The organism is Pseudarthrobacter linnaei, assembly GCF_055412825.1.
In genome coordinates, this window is the sequence record NZ_JBVAYX010000002.1 from 196,521 (window position 1) to 222,869 (window position 26,349).

The window sequence follows — 26,349 nt, forward strand, 5'->3', positions numbered from 1 at the left end:
GCCCGTAGGGGGTTGCACAGGCGCCCCGCCCCCTATGCTGAGTAGTGAATCGCCCGCCGCCATGTCCCCCCCTTCATGACGGCGGGCATTTTCGTGCCACGGCCGGTTGACAATCCAATACAACTAACCGTAACGTAACGATTATGTGTACAGCCGCTACCTGCCCAATCTGCCTTGAACCGATCACCGCCGAGAGTCCCGGCGTCCGCTTGGCTTTTGTCGAAAAGCGCCTGAGCCCGAAGCATAAGTTCCGTAGCTACGGCGGCGAAGTCCTGGCTTGTAACCGGTGCGCCACGACGCCTAACGCTGGCGCGACTGGCAGGGACAACCTGTTCATGGTTCGGGGCCAGAAGGTCACTGACGGCTGGGAGCGCCACGATTGCCAGAATTGCGCTCTGCCGATCCTTTTTGCGCCGTCGAAACTGCGAAAGTCCGCGTTCTGTTCTTCCCGTTGCCGCGTCGCAGCCGTCCGGGCCAAGCAGAAGGCCGTACAGGTAGCCGTAACACGAGAGTGCGTTACGTGTGGCAACAAGGTTGTGGGCGGCCGCGCTGACCGTAAGTTCTGCTCCGCGGCCTGCCGTCAGAAGGCATACCGCGGTGGGCATTCCGTGGCCGTGCCAGCCGGTGCCGTCCTGGACGAGCCGACGCCGCGGAGCCGGAAAGCGTGGGAGTCGGTGGGGAGGATGAACAACCAGCTCACCGGCATGGCAGCCGCCAGCCGTATCGTTACATCTCTGCACACGGACTACGTCCCCGGCAAGGACCAGGTTCCCGCCGCTGAGATTGTCCACAGCATGGATGACGCCATCCGCGAACTGACCCGCCTCCGGAATCTTGTTTCCGCCGCAGGAGTTCGCGACTAAACCGGCGCGCCCGGAGAGTCGAGGCTCCCGGCGTAACAGCGTCAGGAGGGCGGGCCATCGCGCCGTTTGTTGGGGCGGGGCGGGGTTGGATGGTGTATTGCTTGCCGTCCATACGGGTGACCGTTCGCGGATCGTCAATGCCGGACAAATGTCCAGCATTGGGGTCCCGCCCCGAGCCTCAGCCGGAGCCGGCCGCGCCTCCTGCACTTTGCGCGATCCCGCAGAGTGCCATCATTTGAAATGAGGCTATCCATGGGTACGGGTACTATCCGCAGCCTGCCACGGTTGACCGCCAAGGGTGTCATTAGTAGTGACCCCTTTCCTGACGGCACAGAAAAACCCCGGACCAGTTACAGGCGCCGGGGCAGTTCCCCAGGTCACTGTCAGAGTGACCTGAGCATTTGGGCAATATGCTCGCGCCGCGCCTTAGACCAGGGTTCGGGCGTCGGTGGCGGTGCGATGATGGCCTGGTACTGCTCTTCCGTAAACCTGTAGAGTCGGCCGATCCTGGCGTGAGGCCATTTGCCGGCATTGCACATGCGCCGAACCGTATCGGTGGACACGTTGAGCCTCGCGGCAAGGGCCGCCGCCGTCATCATGGGGTAATCGTCCATCCGTCGAGCATAGGTGGCAAACGCAGCCAACATCTCTAGCATCTAGGGCATGACTCCGGATGACACCACACGCGTGGAAAAACCAAAGCTGGCATACAACCTGGAGGAAGCCGCTGAGGCAACGGGTTACAGCACGAGCACACTTCGTATCGCTATCCGGCGCCACGACCTCTTAGCCCGGTACGCGAACACGAAAGCAGTTATCCTCGCGGACGAGCTGCAGGACTGGCTGAAGTCGCTACCTACTGAGCCGAGAGGCGGACACCAGCCGCTCAGCGACCTGGTGGAAGATGGCGTAGAGGTAGCGCCGTTCCCGGGGCCGCCAATGGTGTCACCGCGCACACCGGCAGTTAATGCACTATTCCGAACTCCGGAGGAGGTCGCCCCAGAACTGGGCATCAGCAAGTCATCACTGCGCAGCTACTGCCGTGCCTCTGGCATCTACACAAAGGTCGGCAAGAGAATCATGCTTCACGACGACGACATTCAGCGACTCGTGGCGTGGATCCGCGAACACCAGGACAAACCCGACGACTGATGGACCGAGCCCCTGCGGGACCCCTTTGCATAGGTACCCGCACGTCGCCGCACCACCACGGACTTCCTCGCACGTCGGGGGAACACGCGGGACATGTACACTGAACTACAGCGATGCATGTGTATAACTAGTGCAAAAGCTAAGGAATTCTGTGGATAACCTGTGGAATTCCCTCTTTGTTTAAATCTTGGGCCACTCTGACCGGGCCCGTAGCGGGGAAGCGGTGATTTGGATGGCGAGCGTACACGACGTTGCGGCTTACATCCTGGAACAAAAGGGCAGCATGTCTGCCATGAAGCTCCAAAAACTGGCCTATTACTCGCAGGCCTGGAACCTCGTATGGGAAGAACGGCCGCTCTTCGAAGAGGGCATTCAGGCGTGGGCCAATGGACCTGTCGTCTATGCGCTCTACGACAAGCACCGGGGAGATTTCCGGGTCACCGGCTGGCCTTGGGGCTCTTCCGATGTTCTCAGCAGTGAGGAAAAGGAAACGATAGATGCTGTGCTGGAAGCGTACGGTCAGTACACGGCGCATGAACTGAGCGAGATGACCCATCGGGAGGATCCTTGGCTGGACGCCCGCCGGGGCCTCCCAGATGGAGCTCGAAGCGCTGCTCATATCTCGCAGGCTTCGCTGCACGAGTACTACCACGGGCTTTCAAGCTAACGACCAGCCGTGGCCAAGAATACTCGGAAGAAAGTTCCGGTTCCTGCTGGGGGATGGCAGTCGGCCGCCGGGAAGCACGCTACGCCTCAAGCCCTCGACGACCTACGCCAAAAGCGGCCTGTGGTTCTTGATATCGAGCAAGAAGCCATCCTTGACAGGAAACTTGTCTGGCGATTCAATCAGATCGATCGCCATGGGACATGGTCCCCTGTCAAAGTCGCCCCAGATGAGGTCCCGAACCTGTTTGACAAGATGGCTAGCTTCGAAACGATGACGCTTGGAGAAATCTTTTCGCCTGGCAGCGAGCACGGAAAGTCCTATGAAGTCGCAAAGATGCCGGCGGCATCTCAGAAGCGCCTGGCGGAACTGGAGCGCGACGACGAGACCGAGATAGTGCGGCTTCGATGTGGCGGCGCCCCGCGACTGTATGGTTTTCTTCGGGAACATGTATTCCATATTCTTTGGTGGGATCCTCGGCATGAGGTCTGGCCCTCGCTCAAGAAGTAGCAAGCTTGGTTGCCGCGTGGAATTTCCAGGCGGGCATAATTGCTGACATGACTGAGCAAATTTGGGGCGTGGGGGGCGTCGTTGTGGGAATCGCTGCTACGACGACCGGAAACTGGTGGATCGAAACCTCAAAGTTCACGCGCGAGCGCTCCAAGGTGACCAGCGATCGCGCCCGTGAGGTGTGCTTGAAGTTGCTCCGGAGCATCGACAACGAGCTAGCGGCCCTGGACGCTTACCAAGATGAGCATGGCGTCTTCCCAGTGGACATGGGCCACTATCCAGTGGATTCGCCCGCCCGGCTCGCTGTGGGCACTTGTCGCCCGGCGCGTAAGCTGGGGAGTGAATCGCCCGCCGCCGTGGCCCCCCTTCATGACGGCGGGCATTTCTCTGCTCCGCCGAGGGCATGAGCACATGGTTCCCTGCAAGCTGGCTCCATCGCGTTGAGACCATGGAGCCAGCATTGTGCAGGGATCGGCGGTGCGCGCCCGCCGTGTGGTCTGCCCCCAACGGTGTTGCTCGGGCCACTCCCAACGCAAGAGTAGGCGCTTGTGCCTTGGCTGGCAATGGGTCCATCGGCAGCCATTGAGTCCTGATGGTAGCCGCAGTACCATCAGGTGCGGCTCCTCCATTTCCCCCCAGGTAGAGGAGGGGCCGCCCAGCAAAAAAGACCCCCGTCAGTCATTGCGACTGACGGGGGCTTCTTTCGTTGCTTAGGCTCAGGCGTACTTGGTTGCCAGTGCAGCCAGGGCAGTTCCCGCCGCGATAGCCTGAGCCGGAGTCATTCCACCCTGCGAATAGTCGGCATTCAACTCGAACTCGACGCCGCGCTCGAAAGTGAACGTAGTTTCGATCCGCCACCCGTCGCCAGTCTCAGACGGCCCGTCGAAGTAATCAGCCGGCACGTCCGGCTGTATGGGGTCCATAGCCTGGACGAAACCGGCAGGGGCGGTGGGGGTAAGTGCTGTGCTGTTCATGGTTAGACCGTTCTTTCGTGGTTTGTGTTGAGGGTACTACCGGGAAAAGTTCGCGCCCCGTCTCGGATCTAGGTTAGTCCGCAGAAAGTCCGCAAGAGGTCCGCAAACCGCCCATCTGGGCCATGTGCGCCCAACCGACAAAACTCCGGAAACTCGCGGTAGTCAGCATGAGTCAATGCCACCCAACCAGTAGCGGGCAGTTCGTGAACTTCCGCAGCTAGCAGCCTGTCCGCAGCGCAAACTTTTCTGACGCTGCGATAACTGCCTCTCGCTGCGCAGATTTCCTGACGTTGCGCTAAAGGGCTGTCGCGCCGGTATTCCGGCGTCGACGGCCCTTTAGCGCATCACGGAACGACTTGCGCGTCGCGGGAGCAGCCGGGTTTCCGCGTCGCCCACGACCCCGCACCCGGGCATCTCAAGCCCGCGAACCCCTTGGCACCCCAGATCCAAGGGGCATCCACTGCCACCGGGCGGCGCCCCGGCACAACATCCCCTCGGCGGCGGGGCAGGCCGCGCTCCGGCACAACATCCCCTCGGTTAGCGGGGCAGGCCGCGCTCCGGGGGCACATTGACGCGGACACGCCGTCAGCTGCGGCGGGGCAGGCCGCGCCCCGGCCCAAACCCGGCAAGCTAGCCCAGCGGCCGGCCCGCCATCCGTTCCAGCCGGCCGATCCGCTCGCTCATCGGCGGGTGCGTTGAGAACATTTTCGCGGCTCCCCCGCCACGGAACGGGTTCGCGATCATCAGGTGCGAGGCGTTGACCAGCCGCTGGTCCTGCGGCAGCGGCGCGAGCTGCACGCCCTGCTCGATCTTGCGCAGGGCTGAGGCGAGCGCCAGCGGGTCACCGGTCAGCCTGGAACCGTCCTCGTCGGCGTCGAACTCCCGGGTGCGGGAGATGGCCATGCGGATAAGCGAGGCAGCAAACGGGGCCAGCAGGGCCATCGCGATCGCGGCGATCGGATTGGCGTTGCGCCGGTCCCCGCCGCCGAAAATCAGGAACATCTGCGCCGCGGAGGTGATGACGCCGGCGACGGCGGCGGCCACCGAAGAAGTCAGGATGTCCCGGTTGTAGACGTGCATCAGCTCGTGGCCCAGCACGCCGCGCAGTTCCCGGGCGTCGAGCAGCCGGAGGATCCCTTCGGTGCAGCACACCGCGGCGTTTTGTGGATTCCGTCCGGTCGCGAACGCGTTCGGTGCCATGGTGGGCGAGAGGTAGATCCGCGGCATCGGCTGCTGAGCCGTGGAGGAGAGCTCGCGGACAATCTGGTAGAGCTGGGGCGCCTGGGCCTCCGTCACGGGGTAGGCCCGCATGGACCGGATAGCGATTTTGTCACTGTTCCAGTAGCCGTAGGCCGTCGTTGCCACGCCGACCAGGGCCATAATCCAGATCGGTGCGGCACTGCGCATACTGGAAGCCATCAGCGCACCGAAGGCCAGCAGCACTGCCCACAGCACACCAAAAAGGGCCGCGGTCTTCAGTCCGTTGTGATGCTGATGCACGGTTCCTCCCGAAGTGGTCCCAAATATCGACCCGCACAAGAAAAACGTCCCGCTAGGGCACCGGGTTCCGCGCGTCGTACTTTAGGAAGCCCGACTGCCAGTGCGCCACAGCCCAGGCCACCGCGATGCTCAACAGGCCGCCCAAAAGCAGGACCCAGCCTTCACTCAAAATTTTAGTCCCACCGCCCGCGATCATGTCCCCCACCCGGGGTCCGCCGGCCACCACCACAATGAAGACGCCCTGCAGCCGGCCGCGCAGGTGGTCCGGTGTGGAGGACTGCAGGATGGTCGTGCGGAAAACGGCGCTGACGGAGTCGGCGATTCCGGCCAGCCCGCAGCACAGGGCCGCGGGCAGCAGCCACCACGTCGCGCCGCCGGCGCCGGAGTCCCCGGCCAGGACGACGACGAGGCCGAAGCCGGCAATCGAGGCGCCCCAGCCCATCACGGACCAGACGACGGCGGCCCCCTGCCGCCGCACCGCCCCGAGCGGGCCGGAGAAGAGGCCGGCCAGGAACGCGCCGACCGCGGTGGAGGCCAGCAGGATCCCCACTGTTGTCTCGCCGCCGCCGATCATCACGGCGCCGATCGCGGGCAGCAGCGCCCGGGGCTGGGCGAGGATCATGGCGACGAGGTCGATGACGAAGGTCATCCGCAGGTTGGGGCGTGTACCCAGGAAACGGAAGCCCTCGACGACGGACCGCAGCCCCGCGGGCCGCGCATGTTCCCCCGGAGGCATGGCCGGCAGCTTGAACAGTGCCCACAAGGCGAAGGCGAAGGTGGCGACGTCGATCGTGTAGGTCCAAGCAAAGCCGACCGTGGCCACCAGCAGTCCGGCCAGCAGGGGCCCGGCGGTCAGGGTGAGGCCGAAACTGATCATGCTCAGCGCGTTGGCGGCCGGCAGGAGCTCCTTGCGCACCAGCAGCGGGATAATGGCGCTGCGGGCCGGCTGGTTGATGGCCTGCGCGCCGCTCTGCACCGCCACCAGGACGTACAACACCCAGATGTTGCCCAGCTGCAGCCAGGCCTGCAATGCCAGGCAGGCGGTGGTCAGCCACAGCACCGAGGAGGCGAGCAGCGCCACCGTGCGGCGGTCGTGGGCGTCCGCGATCGAGCCGCCCAGCAGCCCGCCGAAAACCAGCGGGACGAGGGCGAAGATGCTCAGCAGTCCCACGTAGAGACTGTCCTGGGTGAGCCGGTAGACCTCCAGGCTCACGGCAACCAGGGTCAGCTGGCTGCCCAGGGCTGCGACGGCGGATCCCAGCCACAGGCGGCGGAACGCCGGACTCTCGCGCAAGGGCGTGATGTCCGCCAGATATTTTCCCACCCGGATACTCTAGTGGCGCCTGGTCGGTTGGCCGCCGCACCCCGTGTCCGACGCGCAGCCAGGCCGGCGTACCCCGCGCCGGACGCAGCCTGCCGGAGTACGCGGCGCCCGGCGCACCCGTGCCGGCTGCGCAGCCTGCCGGCCGGCGCCGGAGCCGTTATAGGCGCGCCTTATTATGATCGACTCATAATAAGTGCTTGAATGGGGGCATGACGGATTCCGCGGGCACCCAAGAAGCATGGGCTGCCGCCCTGCGTGCCCACGGCCGCCGGGTGACCAAACAGCGGCTCGCCGTGCTCACCGCCGTCGAACACCACCCGCACTCCCCCGCCGAGCACATCCTCGCAGCCGCCCGCCATGATCTCCCCGAGCTGACAGCGCAGTCCGTCTACGTGGTGCTGGGCGATTTGACCGACCTGCAGATGCTGCGCCGCTTTGAGCCGCCGCACTCCCCCGCCCTGTATGAGACGCGGGTGGGCGATAATCACCACCACGCCGTCTGCATCAGCTGCGGCCGAGTCGAGGACGTCGAATGCGCCGTCGGCCACGCGCCGTGCTTGACGCCGAGCTGGGACGGGAACGCGAGTCCGATGACCATCCAGGTCGCCGATGTGCTGTACCAGGGCATCTGCCAGGACTGCCAGCGCACCCAACAACTTCCCTCCACATCTGAACAGCAAGTAATCAACAAAGGAGAATGATGACTGCGAACCTTTCCGCGCCCATCTCGCATACCGCGACCACGACCCAGACCGGTGCCCCCGTCGCGTCCGACGAGCACTCGCTGACCACCGGTGCAGACGGGGCCACCGCGCTGCACGACCGCTACCTGCTCGAGAAGCTCGCACAGTTCAACCGCGAGCGGATCCCGGAGCGCATTGTGCACGCCAAGGGCGGCGGGGCCTTCGGTACCTTCACGGTGACCGGCGACGTTTCCCGGTACACCCGCGTGGCTGCATTCCAGCCGGGCGCCCAGGTCGGCACGGCCATCCGATTCTCCTCCGTGGCCGGCGAGCAGGGCTCCCCCGACACCTGGCGTGACGTCCGCGGTTTCGCGACCCGTTTCTACACCCCTGAGGGCAACCTGGACATCGTGGGCAACAACACCCCCGTGTTCTTCATCAAGGACGGCATCAAGTTCCCGGACTTCATCCACTCCCAGAAGCGCCTCCCGGGCTCCGGCCTGCGTGACGCCGACATGCAGTGGGACTTCTGGACCCTCTCCCCTGAGTCCGCGCACCAGGTCACCTACCTCATGGGCGACCGCGGCCTGCCCCGCTCCTGGCGCGAGATGCACGGCTTCTCCTCCCACACATACCTGTGGACGAACGCCGAAGGCGAACGCTTCTGGGTCAAGTACCACTTCCGCTCCAACCAGGGCGAGCACAACATCACCAACGAACAGGCTGAGCAGCTGGCCGGCGCCGACGCCGACTACTACCGTCGCGACCTGTACGAGGCCATTGCCGGGGGCGACTTCCCCAGCTGGGACCTGCACGTCCAGATCATGCCGTACGAGGACGCCAAGACCTACCGTTTCAACCCGTTCGACCTGACCAAGGTCTGGCCGCACGCGGACTACCCGCTGGTCGAGGTTGGCCGCTTCGAGCTGAACCGCAACCCGGAGAACTTCTACGGCGAGATCGAGCAGATCGCGCTGTCTCCCGCGAACGTCGTTCCGGGCCATGACATCTCCCCGGACAAGATGCTGACGGCACGGGTGTTCTCCTACCCGGATGCTCAGCGTTACCGCGTCGGCACCAACTACAACGAGTTGCCGGTCAACCGCCCGGTCTCGCCGGTGAACAACTACTCGCAGGACGGCTCGCTGCGCCACGGCTACAAGCCGGCAACGGCCCCGGTCTACGCACCGAACTCCTTCGGCGGCCCCGTGGCCGACCCGGCCCGCGCCGGCGAGGGTTCCTGGGAGTTCGACGGCGCTCTGGTCCGCACCGCCGCGACCCTGCACTCCGAGGACAGCGACTTCGGCCAGGCCGGCACGCTGTACCGCGATGTCTTTGACGAAGCAGCCAAGGCCCGCTTCCTCGACACCATCACCGGTGCCGTGGGCGGCGTCCAGAACGCCGAGATCAAGGAACGCGCCATCCAGTACTGGACCAACGTCGACGCCGAGCTCGGCGCCAAGCTGCGGGCCAACCTGGGCACAACCTCTCTCTCCGCCGCTGAGGCAGCCAACAAGTTCTGATCGGAGCGCTCCGGTCCGGCTTGCCCGTGAACTGAAACTCCCCGCCGCGGACCTTCGCGGCGGGGAGTTTTTTGCGCTTTCCACAGGGCGGCCACGCCCCCTCGCCGGGGCGCCAGAGCTGTCCCTAGGATCCAAACATGGACACATTTCCAGGCATTCCGGATGCCGCTTTCCGGTTCCATGCCGATCTTGAACACAACAACATCCGTGGCTGGTGGCTGGATCACAAGGCCACCTACGACTCCGCGGCGAAGGAGCCGCTGACCTTGCTGCTTGCCGAGCCGGAGCTGTCGTTCGGCGCCGGCAAACTGTTTCGGCCCATCAGGGACATCCGGTTTTTCGCCGGATAAGTCGCCGTACGAGACTGCGCAAGGCGCCCTTGCATCTACTGCGGTCGGGGTGGGCTACTACCTCCAGCTCAGCGCCGGCGGCCTCCTGATCGGCGGCGGCTGCCATACCCACACGCCCGCGCAGCTGTCGCGTTTTCGCAGTGCCGTTCCATCAAGGGGAGAGCGCCGCTTACGCCGAAGTCGCCGAAGCGGTGCCCGTTCGCGGGAAGGTTCCAGCGAACTCGCACGGTTCCGGCGACTCCGGTTTTCAAGAGCGGAGACTTACCGGTTAGCGCCCGGCGTGGCCGCCACGCTCCTTAGTGGGCGTTGGCTCCGGCGTTGGCTCCGGCGTTGGCGTTGGCGTTGGCGTCCGCGGCGGCGGCGCCCCTGTCTGCGGGACCCTGGACGGACTCTCGGGCCTCGGCGAACCTCTCGTTCAGCCGGGAGTGGCGCTGGCCATAGGAGAAGTAGATGACCACGCCGATCACGAGCCAGACGGCGAAGAAGATCCAGGTCTCCACGGCCAGGTTGGTCATGAGGTACAGGCACAGGACGGCCGAGACGATCGGGAGCACCTTGCCGAACGGCACCCGGAACGCGGGCTTGAGGTCCGGGCGCTTCTTGCGCAGCACCAGGACGCCAATGCTGACGGTCACGAACGCGGACAGCGTGCCGATGTTGATCATTTCCTCCAGCAGGTCCACGTTGGTGAGTCCGGCGACCACCGCCACGCCGGCGCCACAGATGATCTGGAGCCGCACCGGCGTCGCACGGATGGTGCTGGTCTTGGACAGCGAGCGCGGCAGCAGGCCGTCGCGGCTCATCGCCAGCACCACGCGGGAGAGGCCCATGAGCAGCACCATGATCACGGTGGTCAGGCCCACGAGCGAGCCGAAGGCGATGACCTTGGCGGCGTCGGTGTTGCCCACCGCCTCGAACGCCGTGGTGAGGGTGGGGTTCTCGGCCTTGGCGAGCTCGGTGTAGGGCACCATGCCGGTCAGCGCCAGGGACACCAGAATGTAGAGCACAGTGACGACGGCGAGCCCGCCGAAGATGCCGCGGGGCAGCGTCTTCTGCGGGTTCTTGACTTCCTCGGCCGAGGTGGCGACGACGTCGAACCCGATGAAGGCGAAGAAGACCAGGGCTGCGCCGGCGAAGATGCCCAGCGTGCCGTACTGCGCCGGGGCGGCGCCGGTGAGGAAGCCGAAGAAGGACTGCTTCATCACGTCGGCTGCGCCGGTGCCGCCGGTCGGCTCGGAGGCCGGGATGAACGGGGCGTAGTTCTCGAACTTTACGTAGCTGAAGCCCACCACAATCACAAAGAGCACGACGCCGATCTTGATCAGCGTGAAGATGTTGCCGACGCGGGCGGACAGCTTCGTGCCCAGCACCAGCAGCACGGTGAACACGGCGACGATCAGGAAGGCACCCCAGTAGAGGTCCACGCCGCCCAGGGAGATCGACGGCGGGATGTCGACGCCCATGAGCGCGAACACCTTGCTGAGGTAGATGCCCCAGTACTTGGCGATCACGGCACCGGCGGTGAACAGCTCGAGGATGAGGTTCCAGCCGATGATCCAGGCCAGCAGCTCACCCATGGTGGCGTAGGTGAAGACATAGGCGGAGCCGGCCACGGGGATCGCCGTGGCGAACTCGGCGTAGCACATGATCGCCAGCGCGCAGGTGACGGCGGCGATGGCGAAGGAAAGGGTCACGGCCGGGCCGGCGAAGTTTGCTGCGGCCTTGGCGCCCACCGAGAAGATGCCGGCGCCGACGGCAACGGCGACGCCCATGATCATCAGGTCCCAGGAGCTTAGCGAGCGCTTGAGCTGGCGTCCGGGTTCATCGGCGTCCGACAGGGACTGCTCGATCGATTTGGTCCGGAAGAGGTTCATAGAAAAATCCATAATCTGGGTAGCTTGTTGGAAACAGACCTATCTATAGTAGTGTCCATCCACTGGACGGCCATTTTAATCCCACATGCTGAGACGCAAAAGCGGGCCGCGCAGGTTGCCCTGCACGGCCCGCCAGCGCGTGGTGTGTTCCGTTTTAGACCGGCCAGTCCATCAGCTTTGACCGGATCAGGAACCGTTTGCCCTCGGGCGCCTCCACCGAGAAACCGCTTCCCCGGCCCGGCACCACATCCACGGTCAGGTGGGTGTGGCTCCAGTAGTTGAACTGTTCCTTCGACATCCAGAACCCGATCGTCTGCGGCTGCAGACCGTCGGAAATGTCGAACAGGCCCAACTGCACGTCCGAGTCCCCGGTGATGAACTCCCCGGCGGGATAGCACATCGGTGAGGACCCGTCACAGCAACCGCCGGACTGGTGGAACATCAGCGGCCCGTGCTGGAGCCACAGCTTGCGCAGCAGCTCCACCGCCACGGGGGTGAGTGCCACCCGGGAGAAGTCCTCCCCGGGAAGGGTGACGGCGGCGTCGAGCTTTGTCGGTGGTGGCATCAGAGTCCCTTCCTGATCAGTACTTGATGACCACGCGGCCGTCGATCTTGGCGTGCTTCATTTCGTCGAGGACGGCGTTCACGTCGGAGAGCTCGCGGGTGGAGACCGTGGGGTGGATCTTGCCTTCGGCGTAGAACTCCAGCGCCTCCGCCAGGTCCTGCCGGGTGCCCACAATGGAACCGCGGACGGTCAGGCCCTTGAGCACAATCTCGAAGATCGGTGCCGGGAAGTCACCCGGCGGCAGGCCGTTGAACACAATCGTTCCGCCGCGGCGGGCCATCCCGATCGCCTGCCCGAATGCTGACGGGTGCACCGCCGTGACCAGGACTCCATGGCAACCTCCGGTTTCGCGCTGAATGACCTCGACGGGATCTTCGTGCAGGGCATTGACGGTCAGTTCCGCACCGTGCTTCTTGGCCAGGGCGAGCTTGTCATCGGCGATATCCACCGCAGCAACGCGCAGGCCCATGGCCACCGCGTACTGGACGGCGATATGGCCGAGGCCGCCGATGCCCGAAATGGTGACCCACTGGCCGGGGCGCGCCTCGGTCATTTTGAGGCCCTTGTAGACGGTCACTCCGGCGCAGAGCACCGGGGCGACTTCGACGGGGTCCGAGCCGGCCGGGATCCGGGCGGCGAAGCGTGTGTCCACCAGCATGTACTCGCCGAAGGAGCCGTCAACGCTGTAGCCGGCGTTCTGCTGCGCCTCGCAGAGGGTTTCCCAGCCGGTGCGGCAGTACTGGCAATCGCCGCACGCGGACCAGAGCCAGGCATTGCCGACCATGTCCCCGACAGCCAGGTCGGTGACGCCCTCACCGAGGGCCACCACCTCGCCGACTCCTTCGTGGCCGGGAATGAACGGCGGGCTCGGCTTGACCGGCCAGTCGCCTTCCGCGGCGTGGAGGTCGGTGTGGCAGACGCCGGTGGTCAGTACCTTCACGAGCGCCTGGCCACGGCCCGGCACGGGCACGGGCACGGTCTGGATCTGCAGGTCCTTGCCGAATTCGGTTACTACTGCGGCTTGCATGGTCGTCGTCGTCGTCGTCGTCATCATAGCGAAATCCTTGCGTCATCAAGCGTGGGTGCAGCTAGAGGGCGTGTGCACGGCGTCCTTCCGCGTGGGTGCACACGGTGCGGGCGGGGCAGATCCATCGGAATCCGCCCCGCCCGGGTGTGGTGCGGTTTAGAAGAAGCCGAGCTTGTTCTCGTTGTAACTGACCAGGAGGTTCTTGGTCTGCTGGTAGTGGTCCAGCATCATCGAGTGGTTTTCGCGGCCGATGCCGGAGGACTTGTAGCCGCCGAACGCAGCACCCGCCGGGTAGGCGTGGTAGTTGTTCACCCACACGCGGCCGGCCTGGATCTCGCGGCCGGCGCGGTAGGCAACGTTGCCGTTACGGGACCAGACGCCGGCACCGAGGCCGTAGAGAGTGTCGTTGGCGATTCCCATGGCGTCGTTGTAGTCGCTGAAGCGGGTCACGGACACGACCGGGCCGAAGATTTCCTCCTGGAAGATCCGCATCTTGTTGTGGCCTTCGAAGATGGTCGGCTGCACGTAGTAGCCGCCGGCCAGGTCCCCGGGCATCTCGGCCCGGGCGCCGCCGGTGAGGATCTTGGCGCCCTCCTGCTTGCCGATGTCGATGTAGGAAAGGATCTTCTCCAGCTGGTCGTTGGAGGCCTGGGCGCCGAGCTGGGTGTCGGTGTCCAGCGGGTTGCCCTGGATGATCTTCTCGACCCGGGCCACGGCGTCTGCCATGAACGAGTCGTAGATATCTTCCTGGACCAGTGCGCGGGAGGGGCAGGTGCAGACTTCGCCCTGGTTGAAGGCGAAGAGCGTGAAGCCTTCCTGGGCCTTGTCGTAGAACGCGTCGTTGGTGTCGGCCACGTCGTTGAAGAAGATGTTGGGGCTCTTGCCGCCCAGTTCCAGGGTGACCGGGATCAGGTTCTGGCTGGCGTACTGGCTGATCAGCCGGCCGGTGGACGTTTCGCCGGTGAACGCGATCTTGCGGATCCGGGGGCTGGAGGCCAGCGGCTTGCCGGCCTCGACGCCGAAGCCGTTGACGACGTTGAGGACGCCGGCCGGCAGCAGGTCGCCGATGAGTTCCATCAGGACCAGGATCGAGGACGGGGTCTGCTCGGCCGGCTTCAGGACGACGGCGTTGCCGGCGGCGAGGGCCGGGGCGAGCTTCCAGACGGCCATCAGGATCGGGAAGTTCCACGGGATGATCTGCCCGACGACGCCGAGCGGCTCGTGGTAGTGGTACGCGGTGGTGTCCTCGTCGAGCTGGGACAGCCGGCCTTCCTGGGCGCGGACGGCGGAGGCGAAGTAGCGGAAGTGGTCGGCGGCGAGCGGAATGTCCGCGTTGAGGGTTTCGCGGATCGGCTTGCCGTTGTCCCAGGATTCGGCGACGGCGAGCATCTCGAGGTTCTCATCGATCCGGTCGGCGATCTTGTTCAGGATGGCGGCGCGCTCGGCGACTGAGGTCTTACCCCAGGAAGGGGCAATCTTGTGGGCGGCGTCCAGCGCCAGTTCAATGTCCTCGGCGGTGCCGCGGGCGACCTCACAGAAGACCTTTCCCGTGACGGGGGTGATGTTCTCGAAGTACTGGCCCTTGACCGGGGCGACCCATTCGCCGCCGATCCAGTTCTCGTAGCGGTCCTTGAAGGTGACCTTCGAGCCCTCGGTGCCGGGCTGTGCGTAAACAGTCATTGCTAGCTCCTTTGCTGTGCAAGATCGGTGGCGGGCAGATGCCGGCGCCACCGTTACGTTCAGCCTAGGAGCAAGGAGGTTGCAGTCAGGTTGCAACCACGTGACCCGGGTCACTCGTGCGGTCACTCGTGCCGTCACTCCCGGAGGTCACTCCCGGAGGTTGCGGGTCAGGCGCTGAGTTCCGCCTGGAGCCGTTCCAGGTCAGCGACGATCGCGGCGCGCTTGGGCGAACGCGGCGGCAGCAGCTTCAGCGCTGCGATCCGGACCTCGACGTCGTCCCTCGCTTCGGGCAGCTCGGCAAACCTCAGGAGCGACTCGGCGCTGCCATCCGTCAGTACGGCGTCGCGGAGCAGGGAGGAGACCCGGGACCGCAGCTCGGCGATGCCGGGGGCTTCGGAGCGGGGCAGCACTGCGCCGCGGTAGATCTCCAGGGCGATCCGGTGGGCGCCGCGCTGCAGGCAGTTCAGGACCTGCCCGGAGTCCGGCACTAGGTCCAGCGGCAGCCGGTAGGGCCGTGACTCCGGAACGGACGCCGGGTTGAGCTGCTGGAGGACCTTGCGCAGGCGGACCATCTCGGCCCGCAGCGTCATGGTGGACGCGTCCCCCGGGTACAGCAGGACACACAGCTCCTCGGCATTGAGCCCCTCGGGGTGGGTGCTGAGCAGGGCCAGGATTTCGCTGTGCCGGGCGGACAGCGCCACGGTGCGGCCCTCGATGCTGAGCAGCGCCTGGTCCCGGCCGAGGAGCTGAAGGCTGTTGCGGTACAGGCTCCCGGTCGAGCCGCCTGTTCCAGAGGCGGCAGCGCTCCCGCCCGTCCCGGACGTCGCAGCGCCCCGGCGTCGGGCCGGCGAGGATTGTTTGGCGGCCGCGAGCTGGAGCCGCTCCACTCGGAGGTGCGCCTGGGCGGCGGCCACGGTGGCCTCGACCAGGGACAGGGTGTGTGGCGCGACGGCGGACTCGGTGCCGGTGATGTCCACAACGCCCAGCACGGCGCCGGAATCCGGATCATGGAACGGAACGGCCGTGCAGCTCCACGGGTGGACAGAGCGCTTGTAGTGTTCGGCGCCGGAAATCTGGATGCCGCGGCCCAGCGCCAGGGCGGTGCCCGGGGCGCTGGTGCCCACGGTCGCTTCGGACCAGTCGGCCCCGGGAACGAACATCATGCCCTCGGCCCGGCGCCGCATTTCGACATCTCCTTCGACCCAGAGCAGCCGGCCCACTTCGTCCCCCACAGCCACGAGCATGCCGCTGTCGTGGCTGGGCAGGACCAGGAGCTTGTGGATGACCGGCATGATCGCGGCGAGCGGGTGCTGGCGCCGGTACTCTTCGAGTTCTTCGCTGTCCATCGCCAGCGGGGCCTCGGGATTGTCCGGGTTGGCGTGCAGCTGGGCCGAGCGCCGCCAGGACTCCTGGATCAGGCTGCTGAGGCCGGGCAGCTGCAGATCGGCCGGGAACACCAGCCCTTGGGTGTCCAGCTGCTCGTGGCCGGCGCTGGCATACTGCTGGCGCAGCGCTGCGGGAACCCCGCCGGCTGGCGGGAACAGCGCTGCCGGATGGATCGGATTCCTCATTGAACTCCCACCAGACGGGCACGACGGCGTGCCGGAGGCAGCCATGTCCGGTCCAGTGTAGTGCGCGTGCCCCAAGCCCGCTAGAGCTCCCGCTGCCCGGGCCCAGATGGAGGGTTAGGGCGCGGAAGGATGGGTTCCGCGCTGCGCCATCAGTTCCACGACGCGCCAAAGCGCTGTCGACGCCGGAATACGGCAGCGCACGTGTTTTCGCGCGTCATGGGCAACTTTCCGTCGCGCTGGCTGCCGGTCCTCGTGCCAAACCGCGCACCACCTCGGGCCGCCGCGAGACCCAACCGGCCCCACGACGCGCCACCTATTTCAGGACGCACCACCGGTTTCACGACGCGCCACCTATTTCAGGACGCACCACCGGTTTCACGACGCGCCACCAGTTTCACGACGCGCCATCTGTCTCACGCTGCGCCAGAGCGCTGTCGACGCCGGAATACGGCAGCGCCCGCGTTTTCGCGCGTCATGAGTAGATTGACGGCGGGAAGCCCCGCGTGGTGTTCGGATTCTCCGTGCTGGGCGGGAACGTCATCCGGATCGATCTGCTGGCCGACCCGGCGGTGCTCACCGGGCTCCGCATCGACCACCTGGGTTCGGTGGGCATCAGGTCTAGCCGGCCGATTCGGCGCCGGGGACACGGTTCCACGACGCGGAATCGGTTCCACGACGCGGAATCGGTTCGGCGACGCGGACACGGACACGGTTCCGCAACGCGGAATCGGTTCGGCGCCGGGGACACGGTTCCACGACGCGGTATCGGTTCGGCGACGCGCGAAAGCACAGTCGAGGCCGTAATACCCTGTGCGCCGGCGTTTTTGCGCAGCGCAGAAAACCAGGTGCAGCGGGCGGGCGCCTAACCTCGGGAGATCCGCACCATGTCCTCGCGGGGAACCACCTTGATGCGTTCCCGCGCGATGCCGTTGGCGTCCCCGGCGGCGGACCACTCCGCGCCGAGGGACAGCTCGTGCGCGTCGAGCCGGTTCCAGCCTTCCCAGGTGGTGTATTCGATCCCGCGCTCCTCGAGGAGGTCGATGATCGCCTGCGGGTCCGGGTTCTGCGCCGGGGGCAGGCTCAGCCGGTCCTCAAGCAGGAAGCCGATGGTCTCCAGCGCGTCGCCCTTGGTGTGGCCGATCAGGCCGACGGGTCCGCGCTTGATCCAGCCCGTGGCGTAGATGCCGGGGACGGGGTTGCCCTCGGCGTCGAGCACCCGGCCGCCCTCGTTGGGGATGACGCCGCGTCGGGCATCGAATTCCAGTTCGTCCAGCGGCGAGCCGTGGTAGCCGATCGCGCGGTAGACGGCCTGGACCGGGTAGTCGAGGTACTCCCCCGTGCCCTTCACGTTGCCGGTACCGTCGAGTTGCATGCGCTCGAACTTGATGCCGGTGACCTTGCCGGGGTGGGCGGCGTCGTCGTGAATATCCACCGGGCTGTGCAGGAAGTGCAGGTGCAGGCGGCGGGAGGACGGCTCCTCGGCCTCGGTATGCTCCTCGACGAGCCAGTTCGTCAGGGTATTGACCATGGTGCGGATTTGGTTGTTGCTGCGGATCGCCTCGTCCGAGGCCTCGTCGAACTCGAAGTCCTCCGGGTACAGGACGATGTCGACGTCCCGGGCGTGGGAGAGTTCGCGCAGCTCCAGCGGCGTGAACTTGACCTGGGCCGGTCCGCGGCGGCCGAACACGTGGACGTCCGTGACCGGGGAGTCCTTCAGCGCCCGGTAGACGTTGTCCGGGATTTCCGTCACGAGCAGATCGTCGGCGTGCTTGACCAGCATGCGGGCCACGTCCAGGGCCACGTTGCCGTTGCCGATCACCGCGATCTCCTTGGCCTCCAGCGGCCAGTCGCGCGGAACGTCGGGGTGCCCGTCGTACCAGGAGACGAAGTCGGCCCCGCCGAAGGACCCATCGAGCCCGACGCCGGGAATGTCCAAGTCCGCGTCCTTGATGGCGCCGGTGGAGAAGATCACGGCGTCGTAGAACGCGCGGAAATCGTGCAGGGTCAGGTCACGGCCGTAGGTGACGTTGCCGAGGAAGCGGATGTCGCCGCGGTCCAGGACCTTGTGCAGCGCGTTCACGATCCCCTTGATCCGCGGGTGGTCCGGGGCGACGCCGTAGCGGATCAGGCCGTACGGTGCCGGGTACGCCTCGAAGAGGTCGATGCTGACCTCGAAGTCGCCGCCCTTGACCTCGTTGGACTTGGTCAGAATGTCCGCGGCGTAGACGCCGGCCGGTCCGGCGCCGACAATCGCAACGCGGAGCGGACGTTTGGACGTTCTGTTAGGCGATGTTTTGGCCGAGTTGGACACCGGAAGCCCTTCTGAGTCTTAGCGACGGCGCCAGCACATGCAGCGCACAATCCCCCATTCTAAATGTCCGCAGGACAGTATGGGCGCCCCGGTGACCGACGTCGCAGGGATCCCCGTCCGGCGCCGGACGCCCCGGGGCTGAGGCGCCGGACGCCCCGGGGCTGAAAGGCAGGAATAGGGCTCCCGCAAGTGGTGTTATTGATCTTGTGCCTACCCCTGACCGCTCCCCCTCCCCCGCCACGCTGAGCGCCCCGGGCACCGCCGCCCCCGGCGGACGCCCGTCGAAGCGGCCGCCGGTGGTCCTCAAGGCCGTGGACACGGACACGACGGCGGGAATCATCTTCGGGATCGGCGCTTACGGCCTGTGGGGGCTGATGCCGCTCTACTTCTTCCTGCTGCAGCCGGCCGGTGCGGTGGAAATCGTGGCCAACCGCGTGCTCTGGTCCCTGTTGTTCTGCACCCTGCTGATCACCATCACCCGCTCCTGGCGGGTCCTGGGCGCCGCGTTCCGGAACCGCACGCTGATCCTTCCGCTGTCCATCGCCGCGGTCCTGATCGCGGTGAACTGGCTGACCTATGTGTACGGCGTGACCACCGGGCAGGCCGTCGAAGCCTCGCTTGGCTACTTCATCAATCCGCTCGTCTCGGTCCTGCTGGGTGTGGTGGTGCTGAAGGAGAGACTGCGTCCGCTGCAGTGGGCCGCCGTCGGCATCGGCTTCATTGCCGTGGGCGTCCTGACGGTGTCCTACGGCAAGCCGCCGTGGATCGCCCTGACCCTGGCGCTGAGCTTCGGCCTCTACGGCTTCGTGAAGAAGCGCGTCGGCCCGCGCGCTGATGCGATCACCAGCCTCACCGTCGAGACGATCGTGCTGGCGCCGGTGGCGGCCGCCGCCATGGTTATCCTGGCGCTCACCGGAGCCGCGACCCTGGCAGCCCACGGCCCCGCGCACTTCTGGCTCCTCGCCGCGTCGGGCATCATCACCGCCGTGCCGCTGCTGTTCTTCGGCGCTTCGGCGCGGCGGTTGCCGATGACCACGATCGGCCTGCTGCAGTACTTCGCCCCCGTGCTGCAGTTCATCGTGGCCGTGGCAGTGTTCCGCGAGCCCATGACGACGGACCGCTGGATCGGCTTCAGCGTGGTGTGGCTGGCGTTGCTGGTCCTCACCGTGGACATGCTGCTGGTCACCCGGAAGAATTCCGCCACCCGGAAACTGGCCCGCGCCGCCGCCTGAGGCTGACCCAGGCGGCCGGCGCAGCGCCGGCGGTCAGTCGTCGGTCAGTCGTCGGGGCTGGTGTCGATCCGCACGTAGTCGCGCGGGACCACCACCATGGGCACCGGCAGGGCCAGCAGCACCTTGTGGGCGGTGCTGCCGATGAACAGTTTGTTCTTTTCCGCGAGACGCGACGAGCCCACGATCAGGACCTCGCCTTCGTCCCAGTCGAGGTCGTCGATCGCTTCCTCGATGGTGCGCCCGTGGGCCACCTCGACGGTGACGTGGTGCCCGGCCGGGAGCCGGTGGGCGGCCGCGGTGAGCACGGTGCTGGCGTGGATGTGTGCCGCATTGATGTTTTCGCCGCTGTCCCCTTCGGCGTCGAGTTCCACGAGGGAAACCAGCCGCAGCGGCACCCCGCGGCGTTCAGCAGATTCGATCGCAACGTCGATGGCCGCCTCCGCGCCGACGCGCTGGCCCACCGCGAGGGTCAGCCGCGAGATCGGCTCCGTGCGGTGGTAGCCCCGCGGCGCCAGCGCCACCGGAACGGGCGAGGCGTGGAGCAGGGCGTTGGCCGCGCTGCCAATCGTGTACCGCTTGAACAGCCCCGCGCTGGCGGCACCCACAATGATCAGGCCGGCTTTGTATTCCAGGGCAGCATCGATGAGGCCAGCGGCGTGCGAGTCGGCCTGGCGGACGTGGAACCTGGCCCCAATGTCCGCGGGAATGAGGGACAGGCCCTCCCGTTCCGCGCTAAGAACTTCCTGCTCTGCGGCGCTGACCCGGCTTCCCTCGGGATTCATCGCAACGTAGGGGGTTTTCCGGTCCACTACGTAGACCAAATCAAGGTGCGCGCCCTGGGCGCGGGCCATGGCGGACGCCAGCGCGACGGCGTCGGCGCCGCGGTCGGTGGGGGTATAGCCAACTACGTATCGCATGTATAAACCCCTTATGGGTCTGTGGCAGAAGCCAGCTTTGCTCCGGGGGTTTCCGGGCGACGTCGGCCGGTCTGCGTTCCTGCAGTGGTAGGTACGACTCTAGCCCAGCGGGGCGCGGAATTGGCCGTGTCAGTCCGTGACTTTCGGCCCTGAGCAGGGCAATCATCCGTCCGTAGGCTGGCAGGGTCGAGGGGAGCTCGTCATGATTGCGATAGTCACCCGGAAGATCCACGCCGCCACACGGAACACCGGGCTGGGGATGGTGGCCCTGCTGCTGGCCCTCACCGCCTGCACGCCGTCCGCCCCGCAGTCCGGCGGAACCAGCCCGCCCGCTGCCCCGCCCGCCGCGACCGCCCCGGCCACGTCCACCGCTTCTTCGTCCGCCCCTGCGACGTCGACGGCGGCCCCGTCCGCGTCCTCCACCGTCCCGGCTGACACTGACGAAACGGCGCCGCCGCAATCGGGCGACAAGGTGATCTCCTCCACGGTCGCCCTCGACTGGACCTGGCCGGGCCCCGGCCGCCCGTTCAAGGCCACGCATGAGAACCCGGTACCGATTTCCCCGCCGCCGGCCGCTCCCCTGCCCGCGCTTTATGCCATCGGAGCAGGGATGCACCCCGCGGAGACGCCGCCCTACGACCAGCTGAGCTTCCGGTTCCAGGGCGGGTTTCCGGGCTACGACATCGAGTTTGTGCCGGATCTGATCGCCGACGGCAGCGGCCTGCCGGTTCCCATGCCCGGAAGCGGAGCCATTCTCAAGGTGGTTTTCCACGGAGCCCAGGCGCACACGGCGGACGGCACTGCCAGCACGATCACGAGCGCACCGGCCCCCGCCATCGGCTACCCCGCGCTCACCAGCTACGCCCCGGCCGGGGACTTCGAGGGCGTCCTCAGCTACGGAATCGGCGTCGGCCGGCCAATGAACACCGTGCCGGAGACCAAGGTGCGGGTCTACGAGGTCGAAAAAATCGAGCGGGGCCAGCACCTGTACGTGATCGCGGTCCAGCTCGACGCAAGTTACTGGAAATAGCTCCCGAGAAAATAGCGGGGTTAACGCAGCAGAGCCGCGGACGCTGTGTCCGCGGCTCTGCTGCGCTGTCTTCGTGCCGGCGCCTCGCCGGTGTCTTCCTGCCGGTGTCGTGCCGGTGCCTTCCTGCCGGCGTCTTAGCCCGGGCTGGTCAGGCGTTGGCCTTGATGGCCGCGGCCAGGACCTGGAGGCCGTCGAGCAGCAGTTCGTCGCTGATGACCAGCGGCGGGAGCAGCCGGATGACGTTGCCGTAGGTGCCGCAGGTGAGGATGATGACGCCCTCCTTGAGGCAGGCCGCGGCGACGGCCTTGGTCAGCTCCGGGTTCGGCTCCTTCGAGCCGGCCTGGACCAGTTCGATCGCGAGCATCGCGCCGCGGCCGCGGACGTCGCCGACCACGGGCTGTTCGGCCGCCAGTTGGCGCAGCTTGCCGAGGGCGAGCTCCTCGATGTGCTTGGCGCGGGCGTTCAGGCCGTACTGCTCCATCGAGCCGATCGACGCGAGCGCCGCGGCGCAGGCCACCGGGTTGCCGCCGTAGGTGCCGCCGAGGCCGCCCGGGTGGACGGCGTCGAGCAGGTCGGCGCGGCCGGTGATGGCGGAGAGCGGCATGCCGCCGGCGATGCCTTTGGCCATCGTGATGATGTCCGGGACGACGCCCTCGTGGTTCACGGCGAACCATTCGCCGGTGCGGCAGAAGCCGGACTGGACCTCGTCGGCGATGAAGACGACGCCCTTGTCCCTGGCCCAGGCCGCCAGCGCGGGCAGGAAGCCCTCGGCGGGGACGATGAAGCCGCCCTCGCCCTGGATCGGTTCGATGATGATCGCGGCAACCTGCTCGCCGCCGATCTGCTTCTCGATCATGGTGATGGCGCGTTTGGCGGCCTCGGCACCGGTGATCGCCGGGTTTTCCTCGCGGTAGGGGTAGCTCATCGGCATGCGGTAGACCTCGGGCGCGAACGGGCCGAAGTTGGTCTTGTACGGCATGGCCTTGGCGGTCAGCGCCATGGTCAGGTTGGTCCGGCCGTGGTACGCGTGGTCGAAGGCGACGACGGCGTCCCGGCCGGTGGCCAGGCGGGCCACCTTGACGGCGTTCTCGACGGCTTCGGCGCCGGAGTTGAACAGCACGGTGCGCTTCTCGTGGTCGCCCGGGGTGAGCCGGTTCAGCTGCTCGGCGACGGCGACGTAGCCCTCGTAGGGCGTGACCATAAAGCAGGTGTGGGTGAAGTGCTCCACCGCTTCCTTGACCGCGCCGACGACGGCGGGGTCGGAGGCGCCGACGCTGGTCACGGCAATGCCGGAGCCGAGGTCGATGAAGGAGTTGCCGTCGACGTCGTGGATGATGCCGCCGTCGGCGTCGGCGACGAAGACAGGGACGGTGGACGCGACGCCGGCGGCGACGACGGCCTTGCGGCGCTCGGTCAGGGCAACGGACTTCGGGCCCGGGAAATCGGCCTGGACACGGCGCTTCTGCTCAAGACGGTAGATGATGTCATTCGCGGTGGTGGTCATGGAAAGCCTTTCTAACGTGCTGGGTGTGCGTGGGGCTGTGCAGCGGTGCGGTGCCAGCGGGGATGCAACGGCGTTATGCGTCCAGTGCACTCATGACGTGCTTGATGCGGGTGTAGTCCTCCACGCCGTACATGGAGAGGTCCTTGCCGTAACCGGACTGTTTGAACCCTCCGTGCGGCATTTCGGCGGTGAGGAGGATGTGGGTGTTGATCCAGACGGCGCCGAAGTCCAGGTCGCGGCTCAGGCGCATGGCCGTGCCGTGGTTGGTGGTCCACACGCTGGAGGCGAGGGCGTAGTCGACGTCGTTCGCCATCTCCACGGCTTCTTCCTCGGTGCTGAACTTCTGCACGGTGATGACCGGACCGAACGTTTCCTTCTGGACGATGTCATCGCTCTGCTTGGCGCCGGTGACAATGGTCGGCTCGAAGAAGTAGCCCTTCTCCCCCGCCCGGTGCCCGCCGGTCTCGATCCTGCAGTTCGCCGGCAGGTGCTCGACAACGGAGGAGACCGCCTCGAAGTGGTTGACGTTGTTCAGCGGGCCGAAGTAGTTGTCCTCGTCGTTCTGCGAGCCCGTGTGCAGGGTCTTCGTGTGCTCGACCATGGCGGCCACGACGTCGTCGTGCACCGAATCCTGGACCAGCACGCGGGTGATCGCGGTGCAGTCCTGGCCGGCGTTGAAGAAGGAGAACTCGGCGATGGCCGCGGCGCTCTTCTTGATGTCGGCGTCGGCGAACACAATGGCCGGCGCCTTGCCGCCGAGCTCCAGGTGCGCGCGCTTGAGGCCCTTCGCGGCGCCGGAGGCGACGGCGATGCCGGCCCGCACCGAGCCGGTGATGGAGACCAGGCCGGGGACCTTGTGCTCCACCATCAGGGCACCGGTCTCGCCGGTGCCCAGGACCACATTGAGCACCCCGGCCGGAAAGATGTCGCCGGCGAGGCGGGCCAGGACGAGGGTGGATTCCGGGGTGGTGTCCGAGGGCTTGAGCACCACGGTGTTGCCCGCGGCCAGGGCCGGGCCGATCTTCCAGATGGCCATCAGGAACGGGTAGTTCCAGGGCGCGACCTGGGCGACGACGCCGATCGGTTCGCGCCGGACGTAGGAGGTGTGGCCCTCGAAGTACTCCCCGGCGGACTTGCCCTCCATGATGCGGGCGGCGCCGGCGAAGAAGCGCAGCTGGTCCGCGCCGGCGGCAACTTCCTCGGAGGCGATCAGGGACCGGACCTGGCCGGTATTCCGGTGCTGGGCCTCGACGAGCTCGTCGCTGTTGGCCTCGACGGCGTCGGCGAGCTTGAGCAGCATCAGCTGGCGCTGCCCCGGCGTCGTGCGCTTCCAGCTCTTGAAGGCGTCCTTCGCGGCGGTCATGGCGGCGTCAACGTCGGCCTGGCCCGAGACCGGCGACTTCGCAACGACCTCGCCGTTGATGGGGTTGACGATGTCCAGGGCCCCGGTTCCGGCCGGAGTGACAAACTCGCCGTTGATGAAGTTTTGCAAGGTTTGAACCACGGTGTACAACCTCTTTCGCGCTGAAAAGGACCCAATGAGACTGCTCCGAGCCTATGCCAGCCGGTCAACCCCGGGGAATAGCCACCTGCACACCGTTGCGGCAATATTTTAGTGCGCTTGCCCAGCCCGCGGTTATCCTGAATCCATGGCCATTTCACTTGCTGCCCTGCTGGGGGTGCCGTCCCTCAAACTCGCCAAGGCGGGTCTGGCGGAGACCACCTGGCACCAGGACATCCTCTGGGTGGCCGTCACCGAACAGGAAGACCCGCAGCGGTTCCTCAACGGCGGCGAACTGGTCCTCACCACCGGCATGCGGCTCAGGAGCGCCCCGGAACAGCGCCGCTTCGTCCGCCAGGTCCAGCGTGCAGGGGCTGTGGGCATCGGCTTCGGGATCGGCCTGACGCATGACGCCGTCCCGCCGGCCCTGGTCGCCGAGGCCAACCGCTGGGGGCTTCCGGTGGTGGAGGTGCCCTACGAGACGCCGTTCATCGCGATCGGCAAACTCGTCGCCGACGCCCAGTCCGCGGATCACTTCACCAAGCTGGAGCGGCTGATCGCCGGGCACCAGATCCTCGCCCGCGCCCTGCTCACCGGCGGCGGCCTCGCCGAACTCCTCAAGCACCTCGGGTCGATGCTGCGCACCGACATCGTGCTGACCCAGTTCACCGCCCAGCTCTACAACAGCGTGCCCGGCCATCCCGCGCCTAGCGCGGAGGGCTGGGCGTCCTTCCCGATTCCCACCGGCCGCCGCGACGCGTGCACGCTGTGGGTCAAGCAGCCCTTCGAGGACTCCGGGATCGTGGGCTACGCCCAGAACCTGATCAGCGTCGAGCTCAACAACATGGTCAAGCAGCGCCAGTCCCGGCGTGCCCTGGCCGGGCAGGTCCTTGAGGACGTCATTCACGGGACCCTGGAGCCGAGCGAGGCCACCCGCCGGCTCGCGGGGATCGGCGTCAACAGCACGCGCCGGAACGTCGTCCTGCTGGGCGAGTCCGCCGCGCACGCCAAGCAGTTGGGCACGTCCTCCCTGCCGCAGCCGCTGGAAGAGGCGGTGAGCGCCGTCGTCGGCAAGGATCTGGTGGTGGTGGTTCCCGACGACGGCCACGGCGCCGGGGCGCTGGCCCGGAGCCTCAGCGACCACCTGGCCGAGGCCGGGATCCACGCCACGATCGGGATCGGCGGCGCGTACACCAAGCCCAACGGGCTGCGCTGGAGCTACTTCGAGGCCCGCGACGCGGCAAGCCACGGCCTGCCCGTGAACGAACCCGAGCGGCTGAGCCTGACCTCGCTGCTGCTCGCCAGCGAGGATGTGCCGCTGGCGGACATGGCCAACGAGTCCCTCAATCCGCTCCGGAGCTTCGACGCCGCCCATGGCGCCGAGCTGCTCACGACGCTGGAGAGCTACCTGAACAACAACGGCTCGGTGGCGGCCGTGGCCGAGGAGCTCACCCTGCACCGGAACACGGTCCGCTACCGGCTGGCCCAGATCACCGAGCTCACCGGCTACGACCCGGCCCAGACCGCGGACCGGGTGCAGTTGTGGCTGGCGCTGGCCGTGCAGCGCCTGGGCGCCCGCCACCCGCGCTGACCC

22 protein-coding genes and 1 pseudogene are annotated in these 26,349 nt (G+C 66.6%); 10 read left to right on the forward strand and 13 right to left on the reverse strand.

The features are described 5' to 3' along the window. Positions 1 to 683 precede the first annotated feature (683 nt). Positions 684 to 863: a hypothetical protein gene (locus ACZYZ3_RS02935; protein ID WP_463962343.1), complete on the forward strand. Its 180-nt coding sequence runs from the start codon at positions 684 to 686 to the stop codon at positions 861 to 863. Positions 864 to 1,246: 383 nt separating this feature from the next. Here the strand turns inward: ACZYZ3_RS02935 and ACZYZ3_RS02940 are convergent, their stop codons facing one another. After that, complete coding sequence (locus ACZYZ3_RS02940) at positions 1,247 to 1,477, reverse strand: helix-turn-helix domain-containing protein (protein ID WP_463962344.1); 231 nt, start codon at positions 1,475 to 1,477, stop codon at positions 1,247 to 1,249. Between the two features lie 49 nt (positions 1,478 to 1,526). Here ACZYZ3_RS02940 and ACZYZ3_RS02945 point away from each other — a divergent pair, with 49 nt between their 5' ends. The 3 genes from ACZYZ3_RS02945 (at position 1,527) to ACZYZ3_RS02955 (ending at position 3,189) form a co-directional block, all read left to right on the forward strand. Continuing rightward, positions 1,527 to 2,015, forward strand: a complete 489-nt coding sequence (locus tag ACZYZ3_RS02945) for a helix-turn-helix domain-containing protein (protein ID WP_463962345.1) — start codon at positions 1,527 to 1,529, stop codon at positions 2,013 to 2,015. 232 nt (positions 2,016 to 2,247) lie between these two features. Further along, entirely contained in the window at positions 2,248 to 2,682 is a 435-nt protein-coding gene (locus ACZYZ3_RS02950; RefSeq protein ID WP_463962346.1) for a Panacea domain-containing protein, read from the forward strand. A 120-nt stretch (positions 2,683 to 2,802) separates the two neighbouring features. Continuing rightward, positions 2,803 to 3,189, forward strand: coding sequence for a hypothetical protein (locus tag ACZYZ3_RS02955; RefSeq protein WP_463962347.1), 387 nt, complete (start codon positions 2,803 to 2,805; stop codon positions 3,187 to 3,189). A gap of 716 nt (positions 3,190 to 3,905) precedes the next feature. On the opposite strand, the gene ACZYZ3_RS02960 is transcribed toward ACZYZ3_RS02955, so the two are convergent. From ACZYZ3_RS02960 to ACZYZ3_RS02970, 3 genes are all read right to left on the reverse strand, one after another. Continuing rightward, complete coding sequence (locus ACZYZ3_RS02960) at positions 3,906 to 4,163, reverse strand: hypothetical protein (protein ID WP_463962348.1); 258 nt, start codon at positions 4,161 to 4,163, stop codon at positions 3,906 to 3,908. A 630-nt stretch (positions 4,164 to 4,793) separates the two neighbouring features. Beyond that, positions 4,794 to 5,663, reverse strand: coding sequence for a zinc metalloprotease HtpX (gene htpX / locus ACZYZ3_RS02965; RefSeq protein ID WP_463962349.1), 870 nt, complete (start codon positions 5,661 to 5,663; stop codon positions 4,794 to 4,796). 52 nt (positions 5,664 to 5,715) lie between these two features. Next, complete coding sequence (locus ACZYZ3_RS02970; RefSeq protein WP_463962350.1) at positions 5,716 to 6,987, reverse strand: MFS transporter; 1,272 nt, start codon at positions 6,985 to 6,987, stop codon at positions 5,716 to 5,718. A gap of 209 nt (positions 6,988 to 7,196) precedes the next feature. On the opposite strand from ACZYZ3_RS02970, the gene ACZYZ3_RS02975 reads away from it, so the two are divergent. The 3 genes and pseudogenes from ACZYZ3_RS02975 to ACZYZ3_RS02985 form a co-directional block, all read left to right on the forward strand. Beyond that, positions 7,197 to 7,688: a Fur family transcriptional regulator gene (locus ACZYZ3_RS02975; RefSeq protein WP_463962351.1), complete on the forward strand. Its 492-nt coding sequence runs from the start codon at positions 7,197 to 7,199 to the stop codon at positions 7,686 to 7,688. After that, positions 7,688 to 9,193 (forward strand): catalase, encoded by a 1,506-nt coding sequence (locus tag ACZYZ3_RS02980; protein ID WP_463962352.1) that lies wholly within the window; start codon positions 7,688 to 7,690, stop codon positions 9,191 to 9,193. Before ACZYZ3_RS02975 ends, ACZYZ3_RS02980 begins: the two co-directional genes overlap by 1 nt. A gap of 137 nt (positions 9,194 to 9,330) precedes the next feature. Beyond that, positions 9,331 to 9,691: pseudogene (locus ACZYZ3_RS02985) on the forward strand (DUF2461 family protein); the annotation flags it as partial. Between the two features lie 148 nt (positions 9,692 to 9,839). Here the strand turns inward: ACZYZ3_RS02985 and ACZYZ3_RS02990 are convergent. The 6 genes from ACZYZ3_RS02990 to ACZYZ3_RS03015 form a co-directional block, all read right to left on the reverse strand. Further along, the gene (locus ACZYZ3_RS02990; protein WP_463962353.1) at positions 9,840 to 11,417 is read right to left on the reverse strand and encodes an amino acid permease; all 1,578 of its coding nucleotides are present in this window, start codon (positions 11,415 to 11,417) and stop codon (positions 9,840 to 9,842) included. Positions 11,418 to 11,571: 154 nt separating this feature from the next. Further along, positions 11,572 to 11,982, reverse strand: a complete 411-nt coding sequence (locus tag ACZYZ3_RS02995; protein ID WP_463962354.1) for a DUF779 domain-containing protein — start codon at positions 11,980 to 11,982, stop codon at positions 11,572 to 11,574. 16 nt (positions 11,983 to 11,998) lie between these two features. Continuing rightward, complete coding sequence (gene adhP / locus ACZYZ3_RS03000; RefSeq protein ID WP_463962502.1) at positions 11,999 to 13,009, reverse strand: alcohol dehydrogenase AdhP; 1,011 nt, start codon at positions 13,007 to 13,009, stop codon at positions 11,999 to 12,001. A 156-nt stretch (positions 13,010 to 13,165) separates the two neighbouring features. Further along, complete coding sequence (gene exaC / locus ACZYZ3_RS03005; RefSeq protein ID WP_463962355.1) at positions 13,166 to 14,689, reverse strand: acetaldehyde dehydrogenase ExaC; 1,524 nt, start codon at positions 14,687 to 14,689, stop codon at positions 13,166 to 13,168. A gap of 167 nt (positions 14,690 to 14,856) precedes the next feature. Further along, positions 14,857 to 16,260, reverse strand: coding sequence for a GAF domain-containing protein (locus ACZYZ3_RS03010; RefSeq protein WP_463962356.1), 1,404 nt, complete (start codon positions 16,258 to 16,260; stop codon positions 14,857 to 14,859). 862 nt (positions 16,261 to 17,122) lie between these two features. Beyond that, on the reverse strand, positions 17,123 to 18,571 hold the full coding sequence (locus tag ACZYZ3_RS03015) for an FAD-dependent oxidoreductase (protein ID WP_463962357.1): 1,449 nt from the start codon (positions 18,569 to 18,571) through the stop codon (positions 17,123 to 17,125). A gap of 206 nt (positions 18,572 to 18,777) precedes the next feature. On the opposite strand from ACZYZ3_RS03015, the gene rarD reads away from it, so the two are divergent. After that, on the forward strand, positions 18,778 to 19,803 hold the full coding sequence (gene rarD / locus ACZYZ3_RS03020) for an EamA family transporter RarD (RefSeq protein WP_463962358.1): 1,026 nt from the start codon (positions 18,778 to 18,780) through the stop codon (positions 19,801 to 19,803). Between the two features lie 44 nt (positions 19,804 to 19,847). Here the strand turns inward: rarD and ACZYZ3_RS03025 are convergent, their stop codons facing one another. Then, the gene (locus tag ACZYZ3_RS03025) at positions 19,848 to 20,720 is read right to left on the reverse strand and encodes a universal stress protein (RefSeq protein ID WP_463962359.1); all 873 of its coding nucleotides are present in this window, start codon (positions 20,718 to 20,720) and stop codon (positions 19,848 to 19,850) included. 202 nt (positions 20,721 to 20,922) lie between these two features. On the opposite strand from ACZYZ3_RS03025, the gene ACZYZ3_RS03030 reads away from it, so the two are divergent. Then, on the forward strand, positions 20,923 to 21,750 hold the full coding sequence (locus ACZYZ3_RS03030) for an AMIN-like domain-containing (lipo)protein (RefSeq protein WP_463962360.1): 828 nt from the start codon (positions 20,923 to 20,925) through the stop codon (positions 21,748 to 21,750). 148 nt (positions 21,751 to 21,898) lie between these two features. Here the strand turns inward: ACZYZ3_RS03030 and gabT are convergent, their stop codons facing one another. Beyond that, the gene (gene gabT, locus ACZYZ3_RS03035; protein ID WP_463962361.1) at positions 21,899 to 23,254 is read right to left on the reverse strand and encodes a 4-aminobutyrate--2-oxoglutarate transaminase; all 1,356 of its coding nucleotides are present in this window, start codon (positions 23,252 to 23,254) and stop codon (positions 21,899 to 21,901) included. A gap of 73 nt (positions 23,255 to 23,327) precedes the next feature. Beyond that, positions 23,328 to 24,758, reverse strand: coding sequence for a gamma-aminobutyraldehyde dehydrogenase (locus tag ACZYZ3_RS03040; protein WP_463962362.1), 1,431 nt, complete (start codon positions 24,756 to 24,758; stop codon positions 23,328 to 23,330). Between the two features lie 145 nt (positions 24,759 to 24,903). Here ACZYZ3_RS03040 and ACZYZ3_RS03045 point away from each other — a divergent pair, with 145 nt between their 5' ends. Next, positions 24,904 to 26,346: a PucR family transcriptional regulator gene (locus ACZYZ3_RS03045; protein WP_463962363.1), complete on the forward strand. Its 1,443-nt coding sequence runs from the start codon at positions 24,904 to 24,906 to the stop codon at positions 26,344 to 26,346. The last annotated feature ends 3 nt before the right edge of the window (positions 26,347 to 26,349 follow it).